Origin of the sequence: Segatella copri (genome assembly GCF_051861805.1) — a bacterium.
Classification (GTDB): Bacteria; Bacteroidota; Bacteroidia; order Bacteroidales; family Bacteroidaceae; genus Prevotella; species Prevotella copri_M.
Genome location: NZ_CP146520.1, coordinates 3,214,035 through 3,240,406 on the forward strand (window position 1 = coordinate 3,214,035; position 26,372 = coordinate 3,240,406).

At 47.3% G+C, this 26,372-nt stretch carries 21 protein-coding genes and 1 riboswitch; of the genes, 12 read left to right on the top strand and 9 right to left on the bottom strand.

Going from position 1 to position 26,372, the window contains the following annotated elements; all coding sequences use genetic code 11:
- Window positions 1–184 precede the first annotated feature (184 nt).
- The 6 genes from V8Z93_RS12750 to V8Z93_RS12775 all read left to right on the top strand — a co-directional run bounded on the left by V8Z93_RS12750 (window position 185) and on the right by V8Z93_RS12775 (window position 6,867).
- On the top strand, window positions 185–1,054 hold the full coding sequence (locus V8Z93_RS12750) for an electron transfer flavoprotein subunit beta/FixA family protein (RefSeq protein ID WP_006847063.1): 870 nt from the start codon (window positions 185–187) through the stop codon (window positions 1,052–1,054).
- Window positions 1,055–1,111: 57 nt separating this feature from the next.
- Window positions 1,112–2,134, top strand: a complete 1,023-nt coding sequence (locus V8Z93_RS12755) for an electron transfer flavoprotein subunit alpha/FixB family protein (RefSeq protein WP_006847062.1) — start codon at window positions 1,112–1,114, stop codon at window positions 2,132–2,134.
- 35 nt (window positions 2,135–2,169) lie between these two features.
- Entirely contained in the window at window positions 2,170–3,873 is a 1,704-nt protein-coding gene (locus tag V8Z93_RS12760; protein WP_294869163.1) for an acyl-CoA dehydrogenase family protein, read from the top strand.
- A 192-nt stretch (window positions 3,874–4,065) separates the two neighbouring features.
- Entirely contained in the window at window positions 4,066–4,731 is a 666-nt protein-coding gene (locus tag V8Z93_RS12765) for a DUF4476 domain-containing protein (RefSeq protein ID WP_439431720.1), read from the top strand.
- 129 nt (window positions 4,732–4,860) lie between these two features.
- The gene (locus V8Z93_RS12770; protein ID WP_217763485.1) at window positions 4,861–6,129 is read left to right on the top strand and encodes an ATP-binding protein; all 1,269 of its coding nucleotides are present in this window, start codon (window positions 4,861–4,863) and stop codon (window positions 6,127–6,129) included.
- Between the two features lie 12 nt (window positions 6,130–6,141).
- Entirely contained in the window at window positions 6,142–6,867 is a 726-nt protein-coding gene (locus tag V8Z93_RS12775) for a class I SAM-dependent methyltransferase (RefSeq protein ID WP_439431721.1), read from the top strand.
- 59 nt (window positions 6,868–6,926) lie between these two features.
- On the opposite strand, the gene V8Z93_RS12780 is transcribed toward V8Z93_RS12775, so the two are convergent.
- Window positions 6,927–7,580, bottom strand: a complete 654-nt coding sequence (locus tag V8Z93_RS12780) for an MgtC/SapB family protein (protein WP_218412344.1) — start codon at window positions 7,578–7,580, stop codon at window positions 6,927–6,929.
- A 200-nt stretch (window positions 7,581–7,780) separates the two neighbouring features.
- On the opposite strand from V8Z93_RS12780, the gene ettA reads away from it, so the two are divergent.
- A complete protein-coding gene (ettA, locus tag V8Z93_RS12785; protein ID WP_006847047.1) occupies window positions 7,781–9,478 on the top strand; it encodes an energy-dependent translational throttle protein EttA in 1,698 nt (565 codons plus the stop codon).
- A gap of 157 nt (window positions 9,479–9,635) precedes the next feature.
- Here the strand turns inward: ettA and V8Z93_RS12790 are convergent, their stop codons facing one another.
- The 7 genes from V8Z93_RS12790 to rhuM all read right to left on the bottom strand — a co-directional run bounded on the left by V8Z93_RS12790 (window position 9,636) and on the right by rhuM (window position 18,627).
- A complete protein-coding gene (locus V8Z93_RS12790) occupies window positions 9,636–10,613 on the bottom strand; it encodes a DUF4465 domain-containing protein (protein ID WP_439431722.1) in 978 nt (325 codons plus the stop codon).
- 68 nt (window positions 10,614–10,681) lie between these two features.
- Window positions 10,682–11,797, bottom strand: a complete 1,116-nt coding sequence (locus V8Z93_RS12795) for a PKD domain-containing protein (RefSeq protein WP_439431723.1) — start codon at window positions 11,795–11,797, stop codon at window positions 10,682–10,684.
- Between the two features lie 35 nt (window positions 11,798–11,832).
- Window positions 11,833–12,996: a hypothetical protein gene (locus tag V8Z93_RS12800; RefSeq protein WP_439431724.1), complete on the bottom strand. Its 1,164-nt coding sequence runs from the start codon at window positions 12,994–12,996 to the stop codon at window positions 11,833–11,835.
- Window positions 12,997–13,055: 59 nt separating this feature from the next.
- The gene (locus tag V8Z93_RS12805) at window positions 13,056–14,945 is read right to left on the bottom strand and encodes a TonB-dependent receptor plug domain-containing protein (protein WP_439431725.1); all 1,890 of its coding nucleotides are present in this window, start codon (window positions 14,943–14,945) and stop codon (window positions 13,056–13,058) included.
- Window positions 14,946–15,120: 175 nt separating this feature from the next.
- A riboswitch (cobalamin riboswitch) is annotated at window positions 15,121–15,375 on the bottom strand.
- A gap of 84 nt (window positions 15,376–15,459) precedes the next feature.
- The gene (locus tag V8Z93_RS12810) at window positions 15,460–16,098 is read right to left on the bottom strand and encodes an HAD family hydrolase (RefSeq protein ID WP_439431726.1); all 639 of its coding nucleotides are present in this window, start codon (window positions 16,096–16,098) and stop codon (window positions 15,460–15,462) included.
- Window positions 16,099–16,167: 69 nt separating this feature from the next.
- A complete protein-coding gene (locus V8Z93_RS12815) occupies window positions 16,168–17,247 on the bottom strand; it encodes a glycerate kinase family protein (protein WP_439431727.1) in 1,080 nt (359 codons plus the stop codon).
- A 9-nt stretch (window positions 17,248–17,256) separates the two neighbouring features.
- Window positions 17,257–18,627 carry a RhuM family protein gene (gene rhuM / locus V8Z93_RS12820; protein ID WP_439431728.1) on the bottom strand — a complete coding sequence of 457 codons (1,371 nt, stop codon included), beginning with the start codon at window positions 18,625–18,627 and terminating at the stop codon, window positions 17,257–17,259.
- A gap of 232 nt (window positions 18,628–18,859) precedes the next feature.
- Here rhuM and V8Z93_RS12825 point away from each other — a divergent pair, with 232 nt between their 5' ends.
- Window positions 18,860–19,135 (top strand): hypothetical protein, encoded by a 276-nt coding sequence (locus tag V8Z93_RS12825; protein WP_006846406.1) that lies wholly within the window; start codon window positions 18,860–18,862, stop codon window positions 19,133–19,135.
- 33 nt (window positions 19,136–19,168) lie between these two features.
- Window positions 19,169–19,384: a hypothetical protein gene (locus V8Z93_RS12830; protein WP_439431729.1), complete on the top strand. Its 216-nt coding sequence runs from the start codon at window positions 19,169–19,171 to the stop codon at window positions 19,382–19,384.
- A 119-nt stretch (window positions 19,385–19,503) separates the two neighbouring features.
- Here the strand turns inward: V8Z93_RS12830 and xyl3A are convergent, their stop codons facing one another.
- Complete coding sequence (xyl3A, locus tag V8Z93_RS12835) at window positions 19,504–22,191, bottom strand: xylan 1,4-beta-xylosidase (protein WP_439431730.1); 2,688 nt, start codon at window positions 22,189–22,191, stop codon at window positions 19,504–19,506.
- A gap of 338 nt (window positions 22,192–22,529) precedes the next feature.
- On the opposite strand from xyl3A, the gene V8Z93_RS12840 reads away from it, so the two are divergent.
- From V8Z93_RS12840 to V8Z93_RS12850, 3 genes are all read left to right on the top strand, one after another.
- The gene (locus V8Z93_RS12840; protein WP_203041377.1) at window positions 22,530–22,967 is read left to right on the top strand and encodes an Hsp20/alpha crystallin family protein; all 438 of its coding nucleotides are present in this window, start codon (window positions 22,530–22,532) and stop codon (window positions 22,965–22,967) included.
- 165 nt (window positions 22,968–23,132) lie between these two features.
- On the top strand, window positions 23,133–24,251 hold the full coding sequence (dinB, locus tag V8Z93_RS12845) for a DNA polymerase IV (protein ID WP_439431731.1): 1,119 nt from the start codon (window positions 23,133–23,135) through the stop codon (window positions 24,249–24,251).
- 85 nt (window positions 24,252–24,336) lie between these two features.
- Entirely contained in the window at window positions 24,337–26,322 is a 1,986-nt protein-coding gene (locus V8Z93_RS12850; protein WP_439431732.1) for a heavy metal translocating P-type ATPase, read from the top strand.
- Window positions 26,323–26,372: the final 50 nt, after the last annotated feature.

Sequence of the window (26,372 nt, forward strand, 5' to 3'; positions counted from 1 at the left end):
TAAAGAAATATTTGTATAACACACAAAAAAGTGTTACTTTTGCCGACGTGTTTTGTCCCAAATTGAACATTGGAAAGTGAAGAAGAGGGCATCCAAGCGCCCTACAACCGAACTCGAAAACGCCCAACTTGAGTACCGAGCACTAACAACTTAAAGGAAATTATAACAATAACCATTTATTAATATGAGTTTAAAAATCGTTGTACTTGCCAAGCAAGTACCTGACACAAGAAATGTGGGTAAGGATGCGATGACAGCCGAAGGCACCGTAAACCGTGCAGCTCTTCCAGCCATCTTCAATCCTGAAGATTTGAACGCATTGGAGCAGGCTCTCCGTTTGAAGGAGCAGAATCCAGGTTCTACAGTTGGAATTTTGACCATGGGTCCTCCACGTGCTGGCGAAATCATCCGCCAGGGTCTCTATCGTGGTGCAGATACAGGTTGGTTGCTCACCGACCGTCTCTTTGCTGGTGCTGATACATTGGCTACTTCTTATGCCCTTGCTACAGGTATCCAGAAGATTGGTGACGTTGACATCGTAATCGGTGGTCGCCAGGCTATCGATGGTGATACTGCCCAGGTGGGTCCTCAGGTGGCTCAGAAGTTGGGATTGAACCAGGTTACCTATGCAGAGGAAATCCTCAAGGTAGAGGATGGCAAGGCTACTATCCGCCGCCTCATCGACGGTGGTGTTGAGACCGTAGAGGCTCCATTGCCATTGGTTATCACCGTAAACGGCAGTGCTGCTCCATGTCGTCCTTGCAACGTGAAGCTCGTAATGAAATATAAATACGCTACCTGCCCTATGGAGCGAAAGGGCGATGAGCCTTGGGCTAACCTTTATGAGGAGCGTCCTTACCTCACTCTGAACCAGTGGAGCGTTGCCGATGTAGATGGCGACCCTGCACAGTGCGGTTTGAGCGGTTCTCCTACCAAGGTGAAGGCCGTGAAGAACATCGTGTTCCAGGCTAAAGAAAGCAAGACCCTGACCAGCAGCGATGAGGACATCGACGGACTGATGAAGGAATTGTTGAACGAAAGTATTATCGGATAATCGTCGAAGGATGATTCAGACTCCGATTCATTTAAAAATGCTTTATTAAAAAAGACAATGAACAACGTATTTGTATATTGCGAGGTAGAAGGCACAACCGTTGCCGAAGTATCTCAGGAATTGCTCACCAAGGGTCGTAAGCTCGCCAACCAGCAGGGCGTGGAGCTCCATGCCATCGTGGCTGGTACCGGCATCAAGGGTCAGGTAGAGGATCAGATTCTCCCTTATGGTGTAGATAAATTATTTGTTTTCGATGCTGAGGGATTGTTCCCATATACTTCAGCTCCACATACCGACATTCTCGTCAACCTCTTCAAGGAGGAGAAGCCTCAGATTGCACTGATGGGTGCCACCGTTATCGGTCGCGACCTCGGTCCGCGTGTTTCTTCTTCATTGACCAGCGGTTTGACTGCCGACTGTACAGAGCTCGAGATTGGTGATTACGACGACAAGAAGAGCGGCAAGCACTACGAGGGTCTGCTCTATCAGATTCGTCCAGCTTTCGGTGGTAACATCGTGGCTACCATCGTAAACCCAGACCACCGTCCACAGATGGCTACTGTCCGTTCCGGCGTGATGCAGAAGAGCATCTACGAGGGTGAGTGCAAGAAGGAAGTAGTTTATCCAGAGGTAAGCAAGTATGTTCCTGCCGAGGACTTCGTAGTAAAGGTACTCGACCACCACGTAGAGGCTGCCAAGCACAACCTGAAGGGTTCTGCCATCGTTGTAGCCGGCGGTTATGGTGTAGGAAGCAAGGAAGGCTTCGACCAGCTCTTCGAATTGGCTCATCTCCTCCATGGTGAGGTAGGTGCTTCCCGTGCTGCCGTAGATGCAGGTTGGGTAGATCACGACCGTCAGATTGGTCAGACTGGTGTTACTGTTCATCCTAAGGTTTATATCGCCTGCGGAATCTCTGGTCAGATTCAGCACATCGCCGGTATGCAGGATTCAGGCATCATCATCTCTGTAAACAACGATCCTGATGCTCCAATCAACAAGATTGCCGACTACGTTATCAACGGCAATGTTGAGGATGTGGTTCCTAAGCTCATCAAGTACTACAAGCAGAATTCCAAGTAATCTGCATTACACATTATTTAAATAAGAAAAGTAAAATGGCTAATTACTATAGTGATCACCCTGAGATTGAATTTCATCTCAATCACCCATTGATGAAGCGTGTTGTTGACTTGAAGGAGCGCAACTACGCAGAAAAAGATCAGTTTGAAGATGCTCCTGTCAACTACGAGGATGCCATCGAGAACTACAAGCGATTGCTGGATATTACCGGCGATGTAGCTGCTAACATCATCGAACCAAACTCTGAGGATGTTGACCTCGAAGGTCCACACTTGGAGAACGGCCGCATGATTTATGCCAGCAAGACATTCGAGAACCTCGATGCTACCCGCAAAGCTGGCCTCTGGGGCTTGTCAATGCCTCGTCGTTACGGTGGCTTGAACCTGCCTAACGCCATCTTCTCTATGGCTTCAGAAATCATCGCTGCTGCCGATGCCGGTTTCCAGAACATCTGGTCGCTCCAGAGCTGTATCGATACGCTCTATGAGTTCGGTTCTGAGGAGCAGCGCCAGAAGTACATTCCTCGCATCTGCGCAGGCGAGACCATGAGTATGGACTTGACTGAGCCTGATGCAGGTTCCGACTTGCAGCGCGTGATGCTGAAGGCCACACAGGATGAGGACGGCACATGGCGTCTGAACGGTGTGAAGCGTTTCATCACCAATGGTGACTCAGACATCCACCTGGTTCTGGCTCGTTCAGAGGAAGGCACCAAGGATGGTCGTGGTCTTTCTATGTTCATCTACGACAAGCGTGATGGCGGCGTAACCGTTCGTCACATCGAGCACAAGTTGGGTATTCACGGTTCTCCTACCTGCGAATTGGTTTACAAGAATGCCAAGGCTGAGCTTTGCGGTAACACCCGTCTCGGTTTGATCAAGTACGTGATGGCTCTGATGAATGGTGCCCGTCTGGGTATTGCTGCTCAGAGTGTAGGTGTAGAGCAGGAGGCTTACAATGAGGGCTTGGCTTATGCCAAGGAGCGTGCTCAGTTTGGTGAGAAGATCATCAACTTCCCTGCTGTATACGACATGCTTTCAAGAATGAAGGCTAAGTTGGATGCAGGCCGTTCACTCCTTTACTGCTGCGCTCGCTACGTAGATATCTACAAGGCTTTGGAAGACATCGCCCGCGACACTAAGCTCACTCCAGAGGAGCGTCAGGAGATGAAGAAATACACCCGCTTGGCTGATGCATTTACTCCATTGGCTAAGGGTATGAACTCTGAGTATGCTAACCAGAATGCATACGATGCCATCAGCATCCACGGTGGTTCTGGTTTCATCATGGAGTACAAGTGCCAGCGCTTGTTCCGTGACGCCCGTATCTTCTCTATCTACGAGGGTACCACTCAGCTTCAGGTTGTTGCAGCCATCCGCTACATCACCAACGGCACTTATCTCAGCATCATCAAGGAGATGTTGGAGAGCGAGGTATCAGATGATCTGAAGGCATTGAAGGAGCGCGTGGCCAAGCTCGTAGAACTTTACGAGGCTGCCATCAACAAGGTGAAGGAGGCTAACGATCAGGCAGTTCACGACTTCCTGGCTCGCCGTCTCTACAATATGACTGGCGACATCGTAATGTCTCTCCTCATCCTCGATGATGCTACCAAGGCACCAGAGATGTTCCAGAAGAGTGCCAACGTATATGTTCGCATGGCAGAGGAGGAAGTTCTCGGTCATTCAGCATATATCCAGAACTTCAAGGCAGAAGACTTGGAGAGCTTCAAGGCGTAAGATTATCATTACAAATATTATATAAAAAGTCCGTGGGCAGGAAATTTTTCTTGTCCACGGATTTTTCTTTTCTATACAAAGATAGGGATTTTCCCTTCTACTTTAGGGAATCCTCCTCTTTTTATTTCAAAAGAAAGCTGTACTTTTGCAACCATAAAACAATATAATAACTTATAAAAAACAGTTTAGCTTATGAAAAGAAATGAAGTGATGGCGCTTATCGCCACAACCATATTGATGTTTGCCGTATGCCTCTCGGCTTCGGCTAAAGGAAAAAGAAACGTGGAGCGGGGAATGACCAAGCAGGAAGTAATAGCCATTCTTGGAAAACCTAAGCTCACCAGTTTCGACATGTATGGGGACAAATGGGAATATGACAAATATAATTATCTGTTTGGAGATTCCAAGTACATCACGGTCTTCTTCGACAGAAACGGAAAGGTTGTGCAGTACGATACAAGAATCATAGAACCAAACAGCCAAACATCGAATGTACAGCAGCCACAACACCCTACCCCACCCATCTACGATGGAAAATGTGATCCAGATGGCAGAATGGATTACGGCTATTGTCTCGATGATGCTTCCTTCTCCAAACTATATAATAAGGTGAAGAAGGCAAGCTTTGATGACAACAAGTTCGATCTGATAGAAGTGGCTAGCCTCGGCTGTTACTATTCCTGCGCCCAGGTGGTCCGCATCATGAAGATATTCCCTTTCGACGATGAACAGCTGAAAGCGCTCAAAATGATGGCACCACATATCGTGGATCTTCAGAATACAGGCCTCATCTATAAAATATTCAGCTTCGACAGCGAAAAGCAAAAGGTGGGAGAAATACTAAGCAGCAGCAAATAATTATCTGGTATCTTAAAAAATGATATCAGCTATGATATAAAGAGACTTTTATGTTAAATTATGCATATTGTTTAGCCGGTTTAACAAAATAGTTGTATTTTTGCAAAATCAATTAAACAATATTGAGTTATGATACAAAAAGAAGTAATCAGAGAAATACTCTTGGAGAACAGAAAAGAAGTAGAATTTCAACAGATTGTTCCAAGAAACTTCCAAATGGAAGATTTTGCCAACTATGTTCTGATTGGCGTCAGACGAGCTGGCAAATCTTTCATGCTCTATCAGCAGATTCAACAAAACCTGAAACGGGGAATCACCTGGGACTCCATGCTCTACATCAATTTTGAGGATGAACGTCTGATGGGGATGACTGCACAAGAACTTAATCTTATCCTTGAAGTTCATGGTATGATGTCAAAAGAACGTCCTATTCTATTTCTTGATGAAATACAAAACATCAACGGTTGGGAAAAATTCGCACGCCGATTGGCAGACAACAAATACAGAGTCTATATTACAGGCAGCAATGCAAAGATGCTTGGCAGTGATGTAGCAACAACTTTAGGAGGACGCTATATCACCAAACACATCATGCCATATAGTTTTCCCGAATTTCTCCAAGCCAATGAAGTGTCTTATGATTCAAATACTCTCGCAACCACCTTTGGAAGAGCTGAAGTACAACGACATTTCACTAATTATTTCCGTTTTGGCGGTTTCCCAGAAGGAGCAAGACTAGCATCAAAAAGAGATTATATCAATAGTGTATATCAAAAGATTTACCTAGGAGACATTGCTTCTCGTAACAAAATTGAAAATCAATTTTCTCTTCGAGTTCTATTCAGAAAATTGGCAGAAAGTGTAAAGCAACCGATTTCTTTTACACGTCTCACAAATATAATAGCATCTACAGGTGCAAAACTAAGCAAACCTACACTCATTAACTATCTTGAGTACTCTAAAGATGCATTCTTGGTTTATCCCATCAAGAATATTGCCGACAATCTCACTCAACGTGAGACCAATCCCAAATACTATTTTGTGGACAACGGCATCATCAGTATACTTGCCATGGATGTTGACACATCATTATTGGAGAATATGGTTGCGATGGAGCTACTTCGAAGATATGGACTGGAAGAGCAAGTGTTCTTTTACAACAAGAACGTGGAAGTAGATTTTTACATACCAGATGCCGCAACTGCCATACAGGTAAGCTACAATCCCAAAAAGTCTGATGAAACTTGGGAAAGAGAATCAACTGCACTTATCAAACTATCAAAAGTACTTGATTGCAAAAGACTTATCATTCTTACATATGAATTAGAAGAAAATATAGAACTAAAAGGATTGAATATCGAAGTAATACCTGTATGGAAATGGTTACTCGATACATAAATTGCAAAACAAATGAATACAGATATATTATCAAAAGACAAAGACCCGATGGGCGCCGCTATCCTTGATTATCAGAAATCGGGAAAAGCAGGAAGATTACGTGTGCTATCATCTATGTTCGAAGAAGATGAAATGCCGGTGAAACACCTCTTCAGAAAAGTTGAGGAGATGCCGATGCTGGAGCAGAAGGCCTTGCAACTCACAAAAGGGCGTGTACTGGATATCGGAGCCGGCAGCGGCTGCCATACGCTCGCCTTGCAGGAGAAGGGCTTGGAGGTAAAAGCCATTGATATTTCTCCTCTGAGCTGCGAAGCGATGGAACTGAGAGGCGTAAAGGATGCGGAATGCATCAACCTCTTTGATGATCATCTGGAAACAGGTTTCGACACCATCCTCCTCCTGATGAACGGAACGGGTATCGCCGGAAAGATAGAACATCTCCCTACCCTCTTCAACCGTCTCAAGGCTTTGCTTAACCAGGGCGGTCAGATTCTTATCGATTCCTCCGACCTCAAATATATCTACGAGAATGAAGACGGAAGTTTCGACATCAATCTGAATGGTGCCTACTATGGTGAAGTGGATTACCAGATGATTTACAAAGATATAAAGGGCGACAGGTTCGACTGGCTCTACGTAGATTTCCCACTGCTCAAATCCATCGCCGAAAGCTGCGGCTTGCAGGGCGAACTCGTGGCTGAAGGAGAACATTACGACTATCTGGCTAGGATTTTCTAAGCATATAAAGATAAAAAGGAGTTAAGATGATGGTCTTAACTCCTTTTTATCTTTTCTTTCTATTTAATCGTCGAAATCGTGACGTCCGAGAAATCATTCATATAATCCAGAATCTCCAGCGTATGGAAACCCCGTTTGGCTTTTATTTCAATGCTCGCCTCCACAAATTCTTCCTTAGAAAATCTCCGTTCTTTCAGTTCGTAAGAATGAACTTCCATGCCTTTCTGCTTGATTTTACTGATGAATTCCTTCACGCTATCCCTTGATGGTGCAGAGAAATTCAGCTCGATGGTAGAGGTTCCCAACTGCGGTATCAGATAATTCAGCACCTCCAATCCCATCAACACCATCGCCGTGGTAAGTATCGCCGCCATATACATGCCCGTACCGCATGCCAGACCTATCGCCGCCGTTACCCACAAGCCAGCTGCCGTGGTCAGGCCTCGAACCACATTTTTCTGAAAGATGATGGTACCGGCACCCAAGAATCCGATGCCCGACACCACCTGTGCCGCCACTCGGGAAGAATCCTTCAGTTCGAATCCGAATCCATATTGAGAAACCACACAGAAAAGCGCACTGCCCAACGCCACCAGGAAGTGAGTGCGAAACCCCGCCTCCTTGGCACGATACTCTCTCTCGATGCCTATCGCTCCGCCCAAAGCCAGGGCGAGAGACAGACGAATGGTAAGGTCTACATAGGTTGCATCCATATTATTCCTTTCTTTTAAAAATCAAAAGATGAAAGAAGCCCATCGTGAGCCTCTTTTTTACTACAATAAATGCAAATATACAACTTTTTTTTGAAAGAAAGGCGAGATTTACAAAAAAATAATGTATCTTTGCAACTGTTAGTGCCAAACTCGGCAATTTACTCAATTTATTCACAAATACACATTATTTAATAATATATATGGCAACAGTTGACGACAAGAAGATCATCTTCTCAATGGTGGGCGTATCTAAGATTATCCCACAAAACCAGAAACAGATTCTGAAGAACATCTACCTATCGTTCTTCTACGGAGCAAAAATCGGTATCATCGGTTTGAACGGTGCCGGTAAATCTACGTTGATGAAAATCATCGCAGGACTTGAGCAACCTACCCAGGGTGAGGTGGTTTGGAGCCCAGGCTACTCTGTGGGCTACTTGCCTCAGGATCCTCCGCTCGACGAGAACAAGACCGTGAAGGAAAACGTGATGGAGGGTGTGCAGAAAATCTATGATGCACTCGCAGAATACGAGGACATCAACAACAAATTCGGTCTCGAGGAATATTACGGAGACCCTGATAAGATGGACAAGCTGATGCAGCGTCAGGCTGAGGTGCAGGATATCATTGATGCAACCGATGCCTGGAATATCGACTCCAAGCTGGAGCGTGCGATGGCTGCCCTGCATTGTCCTCCTGGTGATTGGCCAGTTACCAATCTCTCGGGTGGTGAGCGCCGCCGCGTGGCTCTCTGCCGCCTGCTCCTGCAGAAGCCGGACGTGCTCCTGCTCGATGAGCCTACCAACCACCTGGATGCTGAGAGCATCGACTGGCTGGAGCAGCACCTGCAGCAGTATGAGGGAACCGTCATCGCCGTTACCCACGACCGCTACTTCCTCGACGACGTGAGCGAGTGGATTCTGGAGTTGGACCGTGGCGAGGGTATTCCATGGAAGGGCAACTACTCTTCATGGCTCGACCAGAAGACCAAGCGAATGATTCAGGAGGAGAAGACTGCCTCTAAGCGCCGCAAGACTTTGGAGCGTGAGTTGGAATGGGTTCGCATGGCGCCTAAGGCACGTCAGGCTAAGGGTAAGGCTCGTCTGAACTCTTACGAGCAGATGCTCAACCAGGAGCAGAAGGAGCGCGAGGAGAAGCTGGAAATCTTCATCCCTAACGGTCCTCGTCTGGGCAACAAGGTTATCGAGGCTCAGCATGTAAAGAAGGCGTTCGGCGAAAAGGTTCTCTTCAACGACCTCAACTTCATGCTTCCTCCTAACGGCATCGTAGGTGTGATTGGTCCTAACGGAGCCGGCAAGACTACCCTCTTCCGCCTCATCATGGGCTTGGATCAGGCAGATGGCGGCACATTCGAGGTGGGTGAGACCGTGAAACTGGCTTATGTTGACCAGCAGCACAAGGACATCGACCCTCAGAAGACTGTTTACGAGGTGATTTCCCAGGGCAATGAGACCTTGCGTCTGGGTGGCAGAGACGTGAATGCACGTGCTTACATCAGCCGTTTCAACTTCTCGGGCACCGACCAGAGCAAGCTCTGCAGTGTTCTCTCGGGTGGTGAGCGCAACCGTCTACAGTTGGCCTTGGCATTGAAGCAGGAGGGCAACGTATTGCTTCTCGATGAGCCTACCAACGATATCGACGTGAACACGCTGCGTGCCTTGGAGGAAGGTTTGGAGGCATTTGCCGGTTGTGCAGTGGTTATCAGCCACGACCGCTGGTTCCTCGACCGTATCTGTACCCACATTCTTGCCTTCGAGGGCAATGGCGAGGTCTTCTTCTTCGAGGGCAGCTATTCTGAGTATGAAATCAACAAGGCGCGCCGCCTGGGCGATACAGAAATCAAGAAGGGTCGCTACCGCAAGTTGATGGAGGAATAAAGATTCGAAAAAGGAAGCAATGATAGATTTCTGGGAAAGGAATAAAGTTTCGAAAAAGGAAGCAATAATAGATTCCTAGAAGCAATTAAATATTTAGCCTTAAGGGAAAAAATATTTTCCCTTAAGGCTAATTTTTTTTTGCCTTAAGGGTAAATATTTACTTTACTACTACCTTGCGGGTAGAACCATCGCTCATGCGGATGATGTTGAGACCCTTCTGAGGAGCAGAGATGCGCTTGCCGTCAGCAGAGAAGCGAGCCACCTCGCGAAGCTCTACGCTGTTCCACTTGTTGGCAGCAATACCAGTAGAAGTATTCTTCTCGCAACCTACATTGTCGATGCAAACATAGCAAGAAGTGTTCAATCCGTAAGAACCTTTATCTGTACCGTCAAAGCTGACGTTCAGGGAAACCACCTTGCCCAAAGAAGAAAGGTCAATCCAAGCCCAGTCTGTGAGGCAGGTCCAGTCAGCCTCATTTGTAGAACGGTAATCAGCCAGATAATAATCTACAGAGGCTGTAGCAGTCTTGTCTGCCTTCACACCTGTGAATGTAACCTTGAACCAGGAACCCTGCGCAAACTTCTGAGCAGATCCATTGCCATTCTTCACGCACTCTACAGTCCATGCAGAGTTGGTGATATTCATACCCTTGATAATTCTGCCTTCAGCATCACCATCAGCCACCTTGATGATTTCCATCTGCTCGTTTGGAGTACTGCTACCATAGATGACGCCATAATTGGCTGAACCAGCAGCACCATGACCTGCAGCAGAATTCCACTGGTCAGTTGTGTAATCAGCAAAAGATGTTGCGGTCATGTTGCTATAAGAACAGCCAGTCCAGGAACTCCAAGCTGGTGTGAACGAGTTCACAAACTCATAAGAACCACTTTTAAAGGTACCTACCATATTCTTGCTACCCCATGCGCCTTCTACTTCTACAGCATTATCAGCAGGACCAGCCCAGTGGCTCTCAGGCTTCAAAGTCAAATCGTCGAAGGTTGCCACAGCAGCATCCTGCGAAGCCTCAGCAGCCACTGCTACACTGTTATCCTGTGCATTCGCTACAGATGAAACACTCAACAAGGCTGCAACGAAAGCAGCCGACAAAGAATACGAGTAAATCTTTTTCATACTTTACATTATTTATTATTAATAATTGAATTTTCTGTTTGATTGATGATTCGCCCCAGAAGAGGACTTTACTTGAAGATTATCTTCTTGCCATTCTTGATATAAATACCCTTCTGCGGAGTAGCCACACGGCGACCCATCAGGTCGTAATAGCTATCATCCTTGGCGGCAAACTTACTGTCGGTCTTGATGACTGAAAGTCCTGTAGAGGTACGAGGGGTGATGATGATAGGATTCTCATCATAACCTTCTACCAGATGAAGATCCTGGAAGCCTGTTACCTCGGTAGAAGTCTCGCCCAGCCAGCCACAATACTGGAAGGTTCCGTTCACCACCTTCACGAAGTTGATTTCCTCCAAATCCACGTGGTTGCCCTGCTCATCCACCGCCCAGTCAATATCGAAGGTGGAGTAATCATCCGTATTGAGCGAAGCATCCACATAGCCATACGCATCCTTGGCGTAGCGATAGAGCACCCAACTTTGCGAAGTCTCTGTTCCATAATTCACGGCATTGTTGGGCAATTTACCTCCCTTGAAAGTCAAGGTTTCTCCTTCCTCCCACAAAGGCCAGAAAGACTGCTTGTGGAATGAAATCTTCATGTGGTAGCCCGTAGAATCCCGGCGTTCACCATTCTTATCAGTCCATGAAGCCTCCCACTTGATGTAGTTATCAAACGAAGAGAACATCTGCGAATGCTCTCCTTCCTCTGCCACTGGCTTGTGATAGGTGATGGAGAAATCGTGAATCTCATCTGTATAATACTCAGAACCAGCCAGCTCATACCACTTGCAGGTGTTCACATCATCACCCACACCCACATACACGATGCCCGGCTCAAAAGAACCGCCGATGGTTTCCTTGCCATATTTCGGGTCACCGCTGCTATAGAAGCCGTTGCCCTTGATGCGGAGGTCGGAACCTCGTTTGTTCTGTACTGGGTGGTCGAACTTCACGGTTACGTATCCGCCGTAAGTACCCAAATGCACAATCTGACCATCATTCAAGGCTTCGGTAGCCTCCTTGCAAACCTCCTCGTGGGTGGTTCCCTCCTCAGCCTGAGGCATGGTGTTGACAAACTGGCCTGGAGCTGGATGCAACTCCACAACTTCTACATTCTGTGTCTGTGCCGAAGCCACTCCCATGGAAAGGCTCAGCAATGTGCTCATTAAAATTCTATTCATATCTTCTTATATTAAAGTTGTTATATTGATTTTTCTCATTTATTTTCGTAAACCGGCAAAGCCAGGATATGCGCCGGATTCACATACGTTTTCTGCGGCGCAAACACCGGCTGTCCCTCCTTGGTGTAGCCATAAAGATAACCCGCAGAACCATAACTGCCCGCATCCGTGAAATACACGTTTTGGGTATAAGGCGAGATGTAAAGCTCGTATGGCGAAGTTATCTCCTTGATTTTCTGAGTGATGGCTTCATTGAAGATACCATCTTTCACCTCCTTGGTCTCAGGATTGATGGTCTTGATCTGATAAACATACGCCCCCGTATTATACGAGAATTCGGAACCAACGGTATAAAACAGTTTGCCATCGGTGGTATTATAGGTACAAGGGAAATCGAAAGTAGAAACCTTATCTGTCTTGCAATCCACTATCACCGTCTTAGGCTTCACATTGTAATAATCTCCGCAGGAATTGATGCAGAGATACTGGCCTGCCTGCGACATTTCGCCATAGAGATTGATGCAGCCCGTATCGATGGTCTTAATGGATTTCATCGTCTCAGCATCCACCACCTGCACGGTGGTTTCATACGCATGATTCTCAGAGAAAGCGTAGCCTCCGGTATTTGCCACATAGAGTTTGCCCTCATAAAGACGCACTCCTTCTGGCTCCCAGCCCACCTCGCAAGTGGCAACCACCTGCTTGGTCTTCACATCAATCTTAGCCACATACCCCTTTTCGAAGGTCTGGTTGCCACATTTGTGAGCATAGGAGGTGATGTAGAGATAGTTGCCGTCTGCGCACATGCGGCGATTGTTGGGCACATTCTCGGTAGCCCCGCAAGCCGTTCCGTCGGGATGAATATACTGGATAATGTTCGACCAGTTCACGGCGATGGCAATGAGCGTATCATTCACCTGGACGATGTCATTGGGCGTATCTCCCAGTTTGCTGCCGTTCACCTGTCGGAACCACTTGTTGGTGAGCACACCCGCCGTTCCATCGTAATAGGAAAGCTGCCCGTTATCCGACTGCCAGTTTCCCTCGTTGCAGACGATGAGATTCTCGCCGATAAGCGTAGGAGGATTTACCGGCTGAGAATCATCCGCTCCATTCTCGTTGGAACAGGCGACAAAACTGAGCGATAATCCTATCATCGCCAGCATTCCTAATATTTTATTTCCAAATCTTATTCTCATTTTCAGAAAATCTATCAGTTAAAACTATTAACTATAAATTATCAACTATAAACTCTCAACTATAAACTCTCAACCCTAAGGGTTACGCCAAATCTCCTTCCCGGCATCGGCCAGCGCTGAATCATCTCGTAACGCTCATCAAAGATGTCCTGGCACTCTGCCTCCACCGTATAGTGGCGCAGGAATCGGTAGCCTATCTTCAGGTCGGTGCAGTTATACGCCGACAGGGGGTCTTCTATGGCATTCTCCGCCGTCCAATATCGCTTATTCACAAACATGTGGGAGATAGAAGCCGTCCACCCCTTATATAATAAGGTATAGACCGCCGTCATCGACCACCTAGGCGAATAGGCGATGAAATCATTGTAGGCATCCTCCTTCGGGTTGGTGCGGTTCCGGTCATCCTGATACGTGCCCGTAAGGAGCAGGGAATGCTGGCGATAATGCGCATTCACGCTCACATCCACGCCCATGCAGCGGGTGTAGCCATAGTTGAGCATCGTCCACTGATACGAACCTTTCAGCGGCAAACAGACGATGCGGTCATCCACCCGGTTGTAATACCAGTCTGCCTGCACATCGATGAAAGGCTTGCGGAAGGTGATTCCCACATCCACCTGCTTGGTAAATTCCGGCTTCAGGTTGCGGTTGCCCACCATCGTATAATAGAGGTCGTTGAGGGTTGGAGCCCGGAACACGGTTTTGTAGAACGAGCGGAGGGTCCAGTCGCCCAACGTATAGGAAGCCAGCGCATTCCACGTCATCTTATGCAGAGGTTTTGCCTTGCCCTGGGTATGGTCGGCGAGCGATGTATAGAGTCCGCTTACACTAGCCTTCAATCCCCCATGCTGATAGAACGCCGAGAGCGAGCTTTTGCTGTCCAAGCGATAGACGTAGTGGAAATTCTTCACATCGGTGGTGAGGTCACTCCATCGCAGATCGCTGGAAGCCGAGAAGCCGAAATCGCGAATCTGACAGGAAGCCGACAGCGCCGCATACACATCCTGCTGATGATACCTGTTGTTGGCATGAACCGAGATGTTCTCCGGATAATCCGAACGGTAGTGCAGGAAATCGTTGGCGTATTTCAATATCGCCCTGATGCCTATCGAATGCAGATTTTCCGATGAAGGCTGATGCTTTCCGAAAGGAATCTGCGTGCGATACGACAGTTGCGAGAAAAAGTTGCGGTCCCATTCCCTGCCCACATCGGTGTAGGTATCCGAGAGTCGGCGCACGATTCCGCCCGGCAATCCCCGTCGGGAATTGAAGTAATACGTGTGCCATTGCAATCCCTTGTAGAAGGCGCAGCTTTCTATGCGGAACATCGTAATGTCGGAGTTGCGGCGGGTTCCCGTGGTGTCCTCGTATTCCGTATGATATTCAAACGGATAGTTGCCCTTGCTATGGGTAAAGGCTGCATCGATGAAGCCCCAATTCCGATAACTGTAAGTGGCTGCCAACTTGTGGGTTCCAAACGAGCCAAACTGGTAGGAAGCCTTGAGCTGAGTGCTGTCGGGGCGATGGGTCTTGAGATAAACCGTGGAGGCGGAAGCATATTCCGAAGCCGTCATCAGCATCTCCGTCTTGTTGGCATTGAAGAGCGAAACTGATTCCAGGGTAGAGAGCGAATACTTTCCCAAATCCACCGTACCGTTCTGTGCATTGGTGATGCGTACTCCATCCAGATAAACGCCCACATGCTGAGATCCGAGCGACCGCACGTTCACGGTTTTCTGTCCACCCAATCCGCCATAGTCCTTGATTTGCACGCCCGCCATATATTTCAGCGCATCTGCCACATTATTGGAAGGCAGGTTCTGCAACTGCTGATAGTTGATGGATTGATGGGGAGTAACCTCCTGCATCGCCTTCACCACCACCTCGTCCAAGGCCTGCACCGAATCGGTTCGAAAACTCTGCCCATACGATACAGCATTTGCTGCCATGCATCCCCCGACGCACAGCAGTAATTTTCCTATTCTCATTTAATCTCCTTATACCTTAAACCTTAATATAATAAGTAAATATCTGTATGTCTCCATCACGAACCCATCCCACGGGGTTGGATAGAATCATCGGAATTGTTTCCTTTTTATATCCCAGAGATATCCTTTGGGAATTTCTTTCCGATGGCAACGGCAGGTCTTCTGACTTGCGTCCTCCCAGCATCTCACTCTATGTAAACATAAAAAGATGCAAAACTCATGGCAAGCGGTCTTCCCGAAAAAATGTCAGTGACCATGTTGCTTGCCGCAATAAGACGCTTACAGCAGCGGGACTGTCCGGGCTTCTCACCCGATTCCCTTTTAATCACTACGCACCAGTCCTGCCTAGGGCGGCAGAAGGTGGCAGCGAACCAATTGCGAGTGCAAAGGTACTATAAAAAAATGAATAAAAAGATAATTTTATCAGCTTTTTTATTGCATCAGCGATAAATTTATCTTTTTACTCATTTCCTTTTTATTCTTTTACGATTTTCAGAAGTTCTGCGAAATCATCGATAATCCATTCGGCAGAAGCGAGCTGCTGGCGGGTTCCGTTTCCATAAGTCACGGCACAGGCCTTGCAGCCGGCATGATGCGCCATATCCACATCAAAGTTCATATCGCCCACCACGATGGTTTCATCAATAGTTCCTTTCATTTCTCCCAAAGCCTTGAAAACCATATCGGGAGCCGGTTTTACATGCTCCACATCATCGCCTGCCACGATAGAAGAGAAAATATCTTCCAGCTGCATCTGCTTCACGTATCCATCCAGCGAGCAATGGTTGCGACTGCTGGCCATTCCCAGAACATAGTCCTGACGGTGCAACGCTCTCAGGGTTTCTATCACATGAGGGAAGGGCTGCACGATCATCGTCTTCTTGTTCTCCAGGAAGATTTCGCGATAGGTTGCCGCACACGCCATTCCCTCCTCAGCATCCATTCCGAAGAGCGAGACGAAAGCCTCATCCAGTCTTAAACCGATGGTCTTGGCACAAGCCTCCTCCGATTTCACCTCCAGTTTTCTTGCACGCATCGTATCCTGCAGGGTCTTCACGATGAGACTCTGCGAATCGCCGATGGTTCCATCAAAATCAAAAATTATATACTTCATTATTTCTTATTCTTATTCTTTTTACCCTGTTTTGATAATCGGGCGCAAAGATACGGATAATAACTGAAACTACAAAGCAAATTGCTCATGAATCGCCTTGATGATATTGTTACGGGCCACATCCGGTTTCATCGCTTCTTCTAAAGGCATAGAATCCGGAGTAATCTGAATCACTCTATCAAAGCCTGCATCCAGCATCACCTGCCTGTCGCTTACGCCACCCGACACGAGCCAGATTTTCTGATTGGCACCATGCTCCAAAATCCTTTGCGGCAGTTTCCCCATCAAGGTCTGACGGTCGCTATGTCCCTCGCCCGTAATCACGAGATCTGCATCCAGAATGAGTGCATCAAAACCAATCTCATCCAAGAGAAGTTCAGCCCCAGGACGAGTCTCAGCATTGAAATATTGCAGGAAAGCATAGCCCAGTCCGCCGGCAGCACCAGCCCCGGAAACCATACTTCTATCATATCCGAAATGCTTGGCACTTACCTCGGCAAACTTCCTTGCCCTATCATCCAGCATCTGCACCATCTTAGCATCAGCTCCCTTCTGAGGCGCAAAGACGTGAGCCGCCCCGTTTTCGCCACAGAGCGGATTGGTAACATCCGAAGCCAGCACAAAACTGCATTCCTGCCGGATTTTCTTCCAGTCGTCGCCCATCGCCTTGAGCATTCCGATGCCGCAATCGGATGTGGCGCTGCCGCCCAAGCCCACGATGAAACGGCGCACGCCCCGGCGATAAGCATTCATAATCATCTCGCCCACACCCCATGAAGTAGCCTTCATCGGGTTACGCTGTTCAGGCTCAATCAGAGCCAGTCCTGCGGTCTGCGCAATCTCGATAATCGCCGTATCATCCACGATTCCGTATTCAGCCTCAATCCATCGCATCAGCGCATCATGGGCATGAATTCTCACTCGCTCTCCCTTCATCGCCGAGAGAAAAGCATCGAGCATACCCTCTCCCCCATCACTCATTTCCAGGGTAATGATTTCGGGAGAAGCATCATCAGGAGACAATTTCCTTCTTTCGGAAGCAGCATCTTCCGCATTCCATCCCCTCACACCCGAAGCTATTGCCTCATTCACCTCCCTGCTCGAAAGGCAACCCTTATAAGAGTCGCAAGCTATTATTATTTTTTCCATGCTTAATCATCAATTATCAAACAACCCCAATTCTCCTTTTAACCTCATCACTTCCTTGTCAAAATCCGACAAGAACTCACGGTCTTGAATCACCCTGAACTTATCATATTCCTCATAAGCTTTCAACCGAGCTTCAAGAGCCGAAACCTTTCCCTTATCTATCAAAATTGGATAAGATGATAATTCAAGAAAACCATCCAAGAACTTGACCCATTGTTCCATAGTCGTTGGAATATGGCGTTTGGCACGATTGGCAGCTAAGTCAATATAAGCAGAAACAATACCATTCAATTCCTTCATCTGTTCTATATGCAAATAATTCTTTGCTATTGTCACATCCGATTTCAACACCTTACCATCGGGAGCTTGAGCCCAAGAAGTTAATCCCATGTGTTTCTTGGTTGCATCGGCAGAAGAATAAACGATTTCTGCTGCCGTCTTACCCGTAATTGCCCAATGCAACTTATTCTGTACCTTGGCATAAAACTCCTGCGTTGTAGTAGCATTCTTCTGATAATCGCAAGCCGTGGCATAAATATCTGTTATTTTTTGATAAGCCATACGCTCGGATGCTCGAATCTCCTGAATACGTTCCAGCAACTGATCAAACTTCACCTGAACCTGCTTTCCACCTTGCTTAAAACGCTCATCATCTAACACGTAACCGTTTCGGATAAATTCGCTCAAGGTATTGGTTGCCCATTGACGAAAACGAGTTGCCTTGTAACTGTTCACACGATAGCCCACCGCAATAATCATATCCAGATTATATACATTCATTTCGTATTTCTTCCCATCATCCGCAGTTATCCAAGATTTTTGGATAACTGAATATTTATTGAGTTCTCCGCTGTTCAAGATTTCATTGATGTGATAGCTCACTGTTCGCACATCTACTTGAAAGATTTCTGCAATTCTCTTCTGTGTCGTCCAAACCGTATCTCCATCAAAGACTAATTCCACTCTCAGTTTTCCTTCCGAATCTGAGAAGAACACAATATCCGTATTAGTATAAGTATCAGCATTTTGTAATGAAGAAGAAGATAAATTCTGCTTACCAGAAAAATACTCTAATGCAGGCAATGCATTCTCTTTCTTGGAACTGAGCGACATAGAAATAAGAAGGCAAGCATAACGGGAAAGATGGTAGGACTTCAGCTTTCTCTTTGCCTCACTACCAATAGTAACCATTTCGTTGACTTCAACGAAATGGTCTTCTACACTCTTATTGTTTTGTACACATAAGACCTTAGCCTTATCTATGATTTTGCTAAAATTACGATAATCTGCATAACCAATAACAGATGCCAATTCCCTAGCCGACCAAAATTCTTGTCCAGCCTCATCCATCTGTCTGATACTATCAAATATCTTATTCATATCCTATTTATTTTATCATTCCCTAAAGCATCACCAATGAGGAGTGACGCTTTCCCGCCCGCAAAATTAGCCATTATTCCTGAAACCACAAACCTTTTTTGGAAAAACTTTCAAAAACAGTTGCTTCTGATAAGAGCTGATAGAAAAAAGAGGTTAAAATATTTGGTTATTAAAAAGATTCCTCGTATTTTTGCAGTAGATTTTTCGAAGGTTTTCTAAAGGTTAAAGGCTTATGTGCAAATATGAAGAAATAGAAGGTTGGCGACTCTCGAATGGCAAGACGATTCGGGAAATCAACAATGCCGTACACGATGAGGTGGAACGAATCTACCTGGAAGCGTGGGCGAAAGGCATTTCCGTGCCGTATTTTGAAAACGGAAAAACCTATCTTGCTAATCCTGATGGAAGCGATGTAGAAGCAACTCTTGATTTTGCGACACGCGAATATACTATCATAAAACAAGTTGCAGCTCCAGGAAAGGGGAAAATGAGTTACTTACTCCATTAATTACTTCATAACACCTCTTTTTCTATTAAGATTATGAAAAGAAGACCTGAATTTACAATTATAGCCGGTCCAAATGGAGCTAGCAAAAGTAGGCTTGGAATATTTTATTCTACAGTAAAAGCTTTTGACGGAGACCTTCTAGCAATGTCTCTTCGAAACGAACATCCTGATTGGATAGAGCGATGGATAGATGGATCAGCCTCATCTATCGTTTCGGCGGCTACAAAGCCAAGCAGCATGAAGAAGTAGATACTTCCAGATTCGGGAAATAAAACGAGAAAAGCACACCAAGACCCTCAAAGTCCTGGCGAGCTTTTCTGTTAGTTAATGAGAATTGTTTCCAAGAATTCATTTGGAGTCTGCACATTTTATTTCACTTTCACTTCTATCACATTCTTCGCAGCCTCAGCACTCGAACCACCTACGAATATCTGATATTTGCCGGGAACCACACGCATGGTATTGGTCTGGGAATCCCAACCCTCGAAACTCTGGCGAGGCAGACTGATGGTTACCTGCTGCTTCTCGCCCGCCTTCAAAGTAATGCGCTTGAAGGCTTTCAGGGTCTTGATAGGTCCCTCAGTATCATCCATTCTACGGATGTAAACCTGCGCCACTTCCGTTCCTTCCCTATTACCTTTATTAGATAAAGAGAAGCTCAAGGAATAAGCCGAAGAATTCTTCATTTTTCGTTCTTCATTCTTCACTCTTCGTTCTTCATTCTTCACTTTCTTCAATGTCGGCTTTCCATATTCATACGATGTATAGCTCAATCCATGTCCGAATGGGAAGAGAGCCTCGCCCTTGAAGTAACGGTAGGTACGATTCTTCATCGTATAATCAAGGAAATCAGGAAGATCGGAAGTACTCTTATAGAAGGTTACCGGAAGCTTGCCCGATGGATTCACCTCGCCAAAGAGAACCTTTGCCACGGCTTCGCCACCCCGTTCGCCCGGATACCAAGCCTGAAGAATAGACTCCGCATTCTCTGTTTCTGGAACCATGGCAATGGCACTGCCCGAGCAGTTGACGAACACCACTCGCTTGCCAGCCCGATGCAACATCTCCATCACCTTGCGCTGAGCCTGAGGCAATTCGATATCAGTTCTGTCGCCACCCTTGAAACCCGGTTCAGAAACCTTCATCTCCTCACCCTCAAGACTAGGAGAGATTCCGCCTACGAATACCACCACGTCAGCATCGCCAACCTCAGCCAGAAGCTGAGACTCGGTTGGCGTATAGTTCTTCACAATGTCAAACTGCATCACCGCCATATCGGTCTTCTGGAAATAATCCACCTGTATCTTCATCGGCTTTCCCGCCTTCACGGAAATTGGCTTGTTGAGCATCTGTACACGGGCACGTCCCTTCCATACATTCGCCACCGTATCACCATCAATGATGAGTCGGTAGCCATCATCGCATCCCATTCTGACGTTCAAGATTTCATCCTCTTCCGGAGTAAACAGACCCTCGTATCGGGCTGAGAAGTTGGTAAGGTTCACGCCCGGTGCAAAGACGGTATTTCCGCCATTGCTCTGGTTGATAGGCGACGTCATCACGGCAGTAGCCACCGGCTCGCCCTTCATCTCAGAATTGTTCCAATAAGTAGCCTTCATGCCTTTGCTGCCATCGGTAGAAGTCAGGAGATTGAACCGGCTTTCTGAAACTTCATTTCTGGTCAACGTGCAGGCAGGAATATACTTGGCGTCCTTTACATATTTTCTGATACCCTGCAGGATGGTGGTGGTAGAAGTAGGATAACCCGAATAGTTGCCCCACTGCATGATGGAATCGTTGGCGTTCGGCCCCATCACCACCAACTTCATTCCTGATGATTTAAGCGGCAGAAGATTGTTCCGGTTCTGAAGAAGCACGATTCCCTCTTCTGCCATCTTCTCTGCCAAATCCTTATGCGCCTTGCTGGCGATGACGGAAGATGGAATCTGAGTCCAAGGCACGTTCTCGTCCTGATCGAAATCACCCAGGCGGAAACGGGCTATCAGCAGGCGCTTCAAGCTCTCGTTCACCTTTTCCTCGCTGATCATTCCTGTCTTCACCGCCTCAGGAAGCGAACGGTAAACGCTTCCGCATTCCACGTCGGTTCCGGCACCAATTGCCTGCGCCGTAGCCTCAGCCGGAGTCTTCGCCGTACCATGTCGGCCGGGCACATAAAAGTCGTTGATGGCTCCGCAATCAGAAGTAATCAATCCCTTGAATCCCCATTCATCACGAAGAATCTGTCGTTCATACCTGGCATTGCTGCAACAAGGCGCTCCGTCAATCCGCTGATAGGCGCACATCACCTCAGCCACATTTCCATCCTGCACCAGCGATTTGAAGGCGGGCAGATAAGTCTCCCACAAATCACGCTCAGGCAAATCCTCTACATTGAAACTGTGCCTATTCCACTCCGGACCGCTATGTACGGCAAAATGCTTGGCACAGGCAAGAAGCTTGACGTATTGGGGAGCCTGTGAGGAAGCCGGAGCCAGAACTCCCGGAGCCGACATCGGTTTGCCATCAAAGGTCTGTCCCTGCAAACCATTCACCACAGCAAGTCCCATTCTTGTGGTCAGATAAGGATCTTCTCCATAAGTTTCCTGTCCACGTCCCCATCGTGGGTCGCGGAAGATATTGATATTCGGAGTCCAGAAACTTAGACTCTGGTAGCGCTTGATGTTGCCGCTCTTTTTCGCCTCCTGCGCCTTGGCTCTTGCCTCATCGCTCACGGCAGTAAACACCTTATATAATAAGGTATCGTCCCACGAAGCTGCCATGTGCATCGTGATAGGAAAAACGGTAACAAATCCGTTTCTTCCCACTCCATGCAGCGCCTCGTTCCACCATTGAAACTGCGGAATGCCCAATCGGGCAATGGCTGGCGAAGTATCCATCATCAACTTCGTCTTCTCCTCCAGGGTAAGACGGGAAAGCAAATCGTTGGCTCTAGCCTCAGCAGAAAGGTTCGGATTCTGATAAGGAAGCAGTTGCTGGGCGCTGGCTGAAAGCGACATCGCCATCAGCATCGCCATAGAAAGTAGTTGTTTCTTCATTGATTTTTTATAATTTATTCGATTCATGCATTGATTTTTAAGTTGGTGACAAAGTTACACATTTTTTTTGAGATTACCGCATTATCTGGCAGAAAAGTTTAAAATATTTAGCTTTTCATGCCAACTTTGTCACCCTTCAGCCGCTGGCACGCAAGTTGCTCAGCATGAGAGTGAAAGCTGAAGTCAAAAGATGAAGGAGTTCGAAAGAACAACGGAGTTCGAGACGGAGGCAATCAAAAAAGTAACAGATAAAGAACATTAATAAATAACAAACAGAAATCCCGACGGGGCCGCAAGGAACCGGGAGGACGAGTAAAATAAAATTGGAGGTTTTAATTATGTTGTTAGCACGTAGAAATAATAATTCAGATTGGTTGAGTAACATCTTTGATGATGTATTCTTTGATACAGACGCAACACCACGTATGAATGCTACAGCCCCTGCCACTAACATCAAGGAAAGTGACAAGGATTACACCATGGAGGTTGCAGCCCCTGGCTTGAAGAAGGAGTGGGTTCGCGTAAACATCGACAATGATGGTAATCTGAACATCGCCATCGAGAACAAGATGGAGCACAAGAACGAAGACAAGCACGAGCACTATCTGCGCCGTGAGTTCTCTTACAGCAATTACCAGCAGACCTACACACTCCCTGAGGATGCCGACCGTGAGAAGATTTCAGCTAAGGTAGCTGATGGTGTTCTTGAGGTTCAGATTCCAAAGCTTACTCCTAAGGAGGAGACTAAGGCTACCAAGAATATCGAAGTCAAATAATCATCTCCCATAAATGATTGAGGCAGATTCCAAGGCAAATTGGAATCTGCCTTTTTTGTGCCTATACCCCATGATTTCTTTCCTGATTCTTGCTCCTTTCATAAATAATGTGTATTTTTGCATCCTGAAACAAAATTGCAAGTAAGCAAATAGGCAACAAGATAGATGGAAGAGCGAAAAATCATACACATCGACATGGATGCTTTCTATGCGGCAGTAGAGCAGAGAGACAATCCGGAGCTTCGAGGCAAACCGATAGCGGTGGGCTTCGACGGTCCCCGTGGTGTAGTCTCCACTGCCAGTTATGAGGCCCGCAAATGGGGCGTTCATTCGGCGCAATCCATCGCCCAAGCCAAGAAGCGTTGTCCGGAACTCATCATCGTGCCTTGCCGACACGAACATTATGCTGAAATTTCAAAACAAATTCACCGCATCTTTCAGGAATACACCGACCTCATCGAACCCATTTCCATCGACGAAGCCTTCCTCGATGTTACCCAAAACAAGAAGGGAATAGAGCTGGCGGTGGATGTGGCCAAGGAAATCAAGGCAAGAATCAAGGAAGCCACGGGACTTACCGCCTCGGCAGGCATCAGCTATTGCAAGTTCCTGGCAAAGGTGGCTTCGGATTACCGAAAGCCCGACGGCATCTGCACCATACATCCCGACAAGGCACTCGACTTCATAGCCCAACTCCCCGTGGAGGATTTCTGGGGTGTAGGCCAAAAGACCCTGAAAAAGATGCATTTCATGGGCGTCTTCAATGGTGCTGACCTGCGAAAGGTTTCGGAAAGACATCTTGTAGAGGTTTTCGGAAAGGCCGGTCACATCTTCTATGATTTCGCAAGAGGGATAGACAACAGGCCCGTCATCACATACCGAGAACGGAAATCCGTGGGCTGCGAACAGACTTTCCTGGAAGACATCTCAGCAAAATCGGCAGTGGTCATCGAGCTTTACCACACGGTTATGGAACTTCTGGAGCGCATCGAGAAGAGCAGTTTCGAGGGTCGCACCCTGACACTGAAAGTAAAGTATTCCGACTTTACCCAGATAACCCGCAGCATTTCGCAAGAAAAGATTCTAAAGAAAAAAGCAGACATTCTTCCGCTAGCCAAGCAATTGCTGCAACTGGTGGATTACTCCTCCGCCCACCCCATCCGCCTGCTGGGCTTATCGGTGAGCAATGCATCATCAGAAGAAGCCAAGAAGGAAGACAAGTTGAATTCTTCCCGAAAACCCGAATACAGGGAATTGGAACTGGAATTCGAGGAATGGGAATAGTGAGATTTAGAATAGTGAAATTTAAATATAGTTAGATTTAGATAAAAATAGGATCTAAAATAGATAGGATTTTAAATAGAATAAAATGAAGAAAACAATTCCTGTTATAGGCATGGCTTGCAGCGTATGCTCTGCCAATGTTGAAAAGAAACTGCAGTCGCTAGAAGGCATCAACTCCGCCTCGGTTTCCCTGTCGAGCCGAACTGCCCTGGTAGATTATGACCCCGACATTATCTCTCTGGAAGATATGAAACGGGAAATCAGCAACGCCGGATACGACCTCGTCATCGAAAACGACAGAAGCGTGGAGGAAATCAATCGCCGAGAGTTCACTCTCCTGCGTCGCAGAACCCTGGCTTCTTGGTTCTTCGCCATCCTGACCATGTGTTTCTCCATGGGCTGGATTTCCCTGGGCATGGAACAGAATATGATTTCAGATGGCGTTGCCTCGGCTCATCATACCAGTTCCTTCGCTAACCAGATTTGTCTGCTCCTGGCACTCGCCAACCTGCTCTACTGCGGCAAACAGTTTTATGTTTCCGCCTGGAAGCAGCTCTTGCATCATACGGCAAACATGGATTCGCTCGTAGCACTCAGTACCCTCATCGCCTTCCTCTTCAGCACCTTCAACACCTTCTTCGGAGAAATGGTATGGGGAGCGAGAGGCATAGATTGGCACACTTATTTCGATGCTTCCGTGATGATCATCACCTTCGTGCTGACCGGCAGATGCCTGGAAGAAAAAGCGAAAGACAGTACGGCGAGCAGCATCCGACAACTGATGGGAATGCAGCCGAAAACCGCCCGACTGGTGACTTACGAGAAGATAGAAGGCACCAACGACTACAAGATGGAGGAAGTTCCGATTTCCACCATTCAGATAGGCGACATGATAGAGGTAAGAGCCGGCGAGAAGATTCCGGTGGATGGCGTGGTTACCCAGGCAGAGAGTTTCATGACTCCCGATGCTGCCTATGTAGATGAAGCGATGATAAGCGGCGAACCGACTCCGGCGATGAAAAAGGCAGGCGACAACGTGCTGGCTGGCACCATTCCGAGTCAGGGAAAGCTCCGCATGAAAGCCAAGCAGATTGGCGAGAACACCGCCCTGGCGCACATCATCCGCATGGTTCAGGAGGCGCAGGGCAGTAAGGCACCCGTGCAGCGCATCGTGGATAAGGCGGCACTGATCTTCGTTCCAACCGTGGCAGCCATCGCCCTCATTACCTTTTTAATATGGTGGCTGATAGGCGGCAACGCTGCTCTTCCACAGGCCATCCTTTCAGCCGTAGCCGTATTGGTCATCGCCTGTCCTTGCGCCATGGGCTTAGCTACTCCTACCGCCCTGATGGTGGGCATCGGCAAGGCGGCGCAGAAGCAGATTCTCATCAAGGATGCGTCGGCGCTGGAGAATCTCCACAAGATCAACGCCCTCGTCATCGACAAGACCGGCACCCTCACCATTCCTAACCAGAACATCGATTTCACCAAACAGGAGGATTTGGATCTGGAGACGAGAGAGACCCTCAAGCCTCATGCCCAGGAAGCAATGAAGCAGTTGCAGGAAAGGGGAATAGAGGTGTATATGATGAGTGGCGACAAGGAGGAAGCGGCTCACTACTGGGCTGATAAAGCCGGCATCAAGCATTACCAGAGCAAGGTGCTGCCTGGCGACAAGCAGGCATTGGTAAAGAAACTTCAGGACGAAGGCAAGCAAGTAGCGATGGTGGGCGACGGAATCAACGACACCCAGGCTTTGGCCCTTGCCAACGTGAGCATGGCGATAGGAAAGGGAACGGATGTGGCGATGGATGTGGCGCAGATTACGCTGATGAGCGACGACCTGCTGGCACTTCCGGAAGCCGTAAAACTGAGCCAGAAGACGGTTCACATGATTTGGCAGAATCTCTTCTGGGCGTTCATCTACAACATCATCTGCATCCCGCTGGCAGCCGGCGCCCTTTATATCTTCGGCATTGATTTCCAGATAACCCCGATGTGGGCAAGTGCCCTGATGGCCTTCTCAAGTGTGAGCGTAGTGCTTAATTCGCTGAGACTGAGATTGGCGTAAAATGAAAGAAAATGGGAAAAGTCTGAGACTTTCAAAATATATAAAAGCGA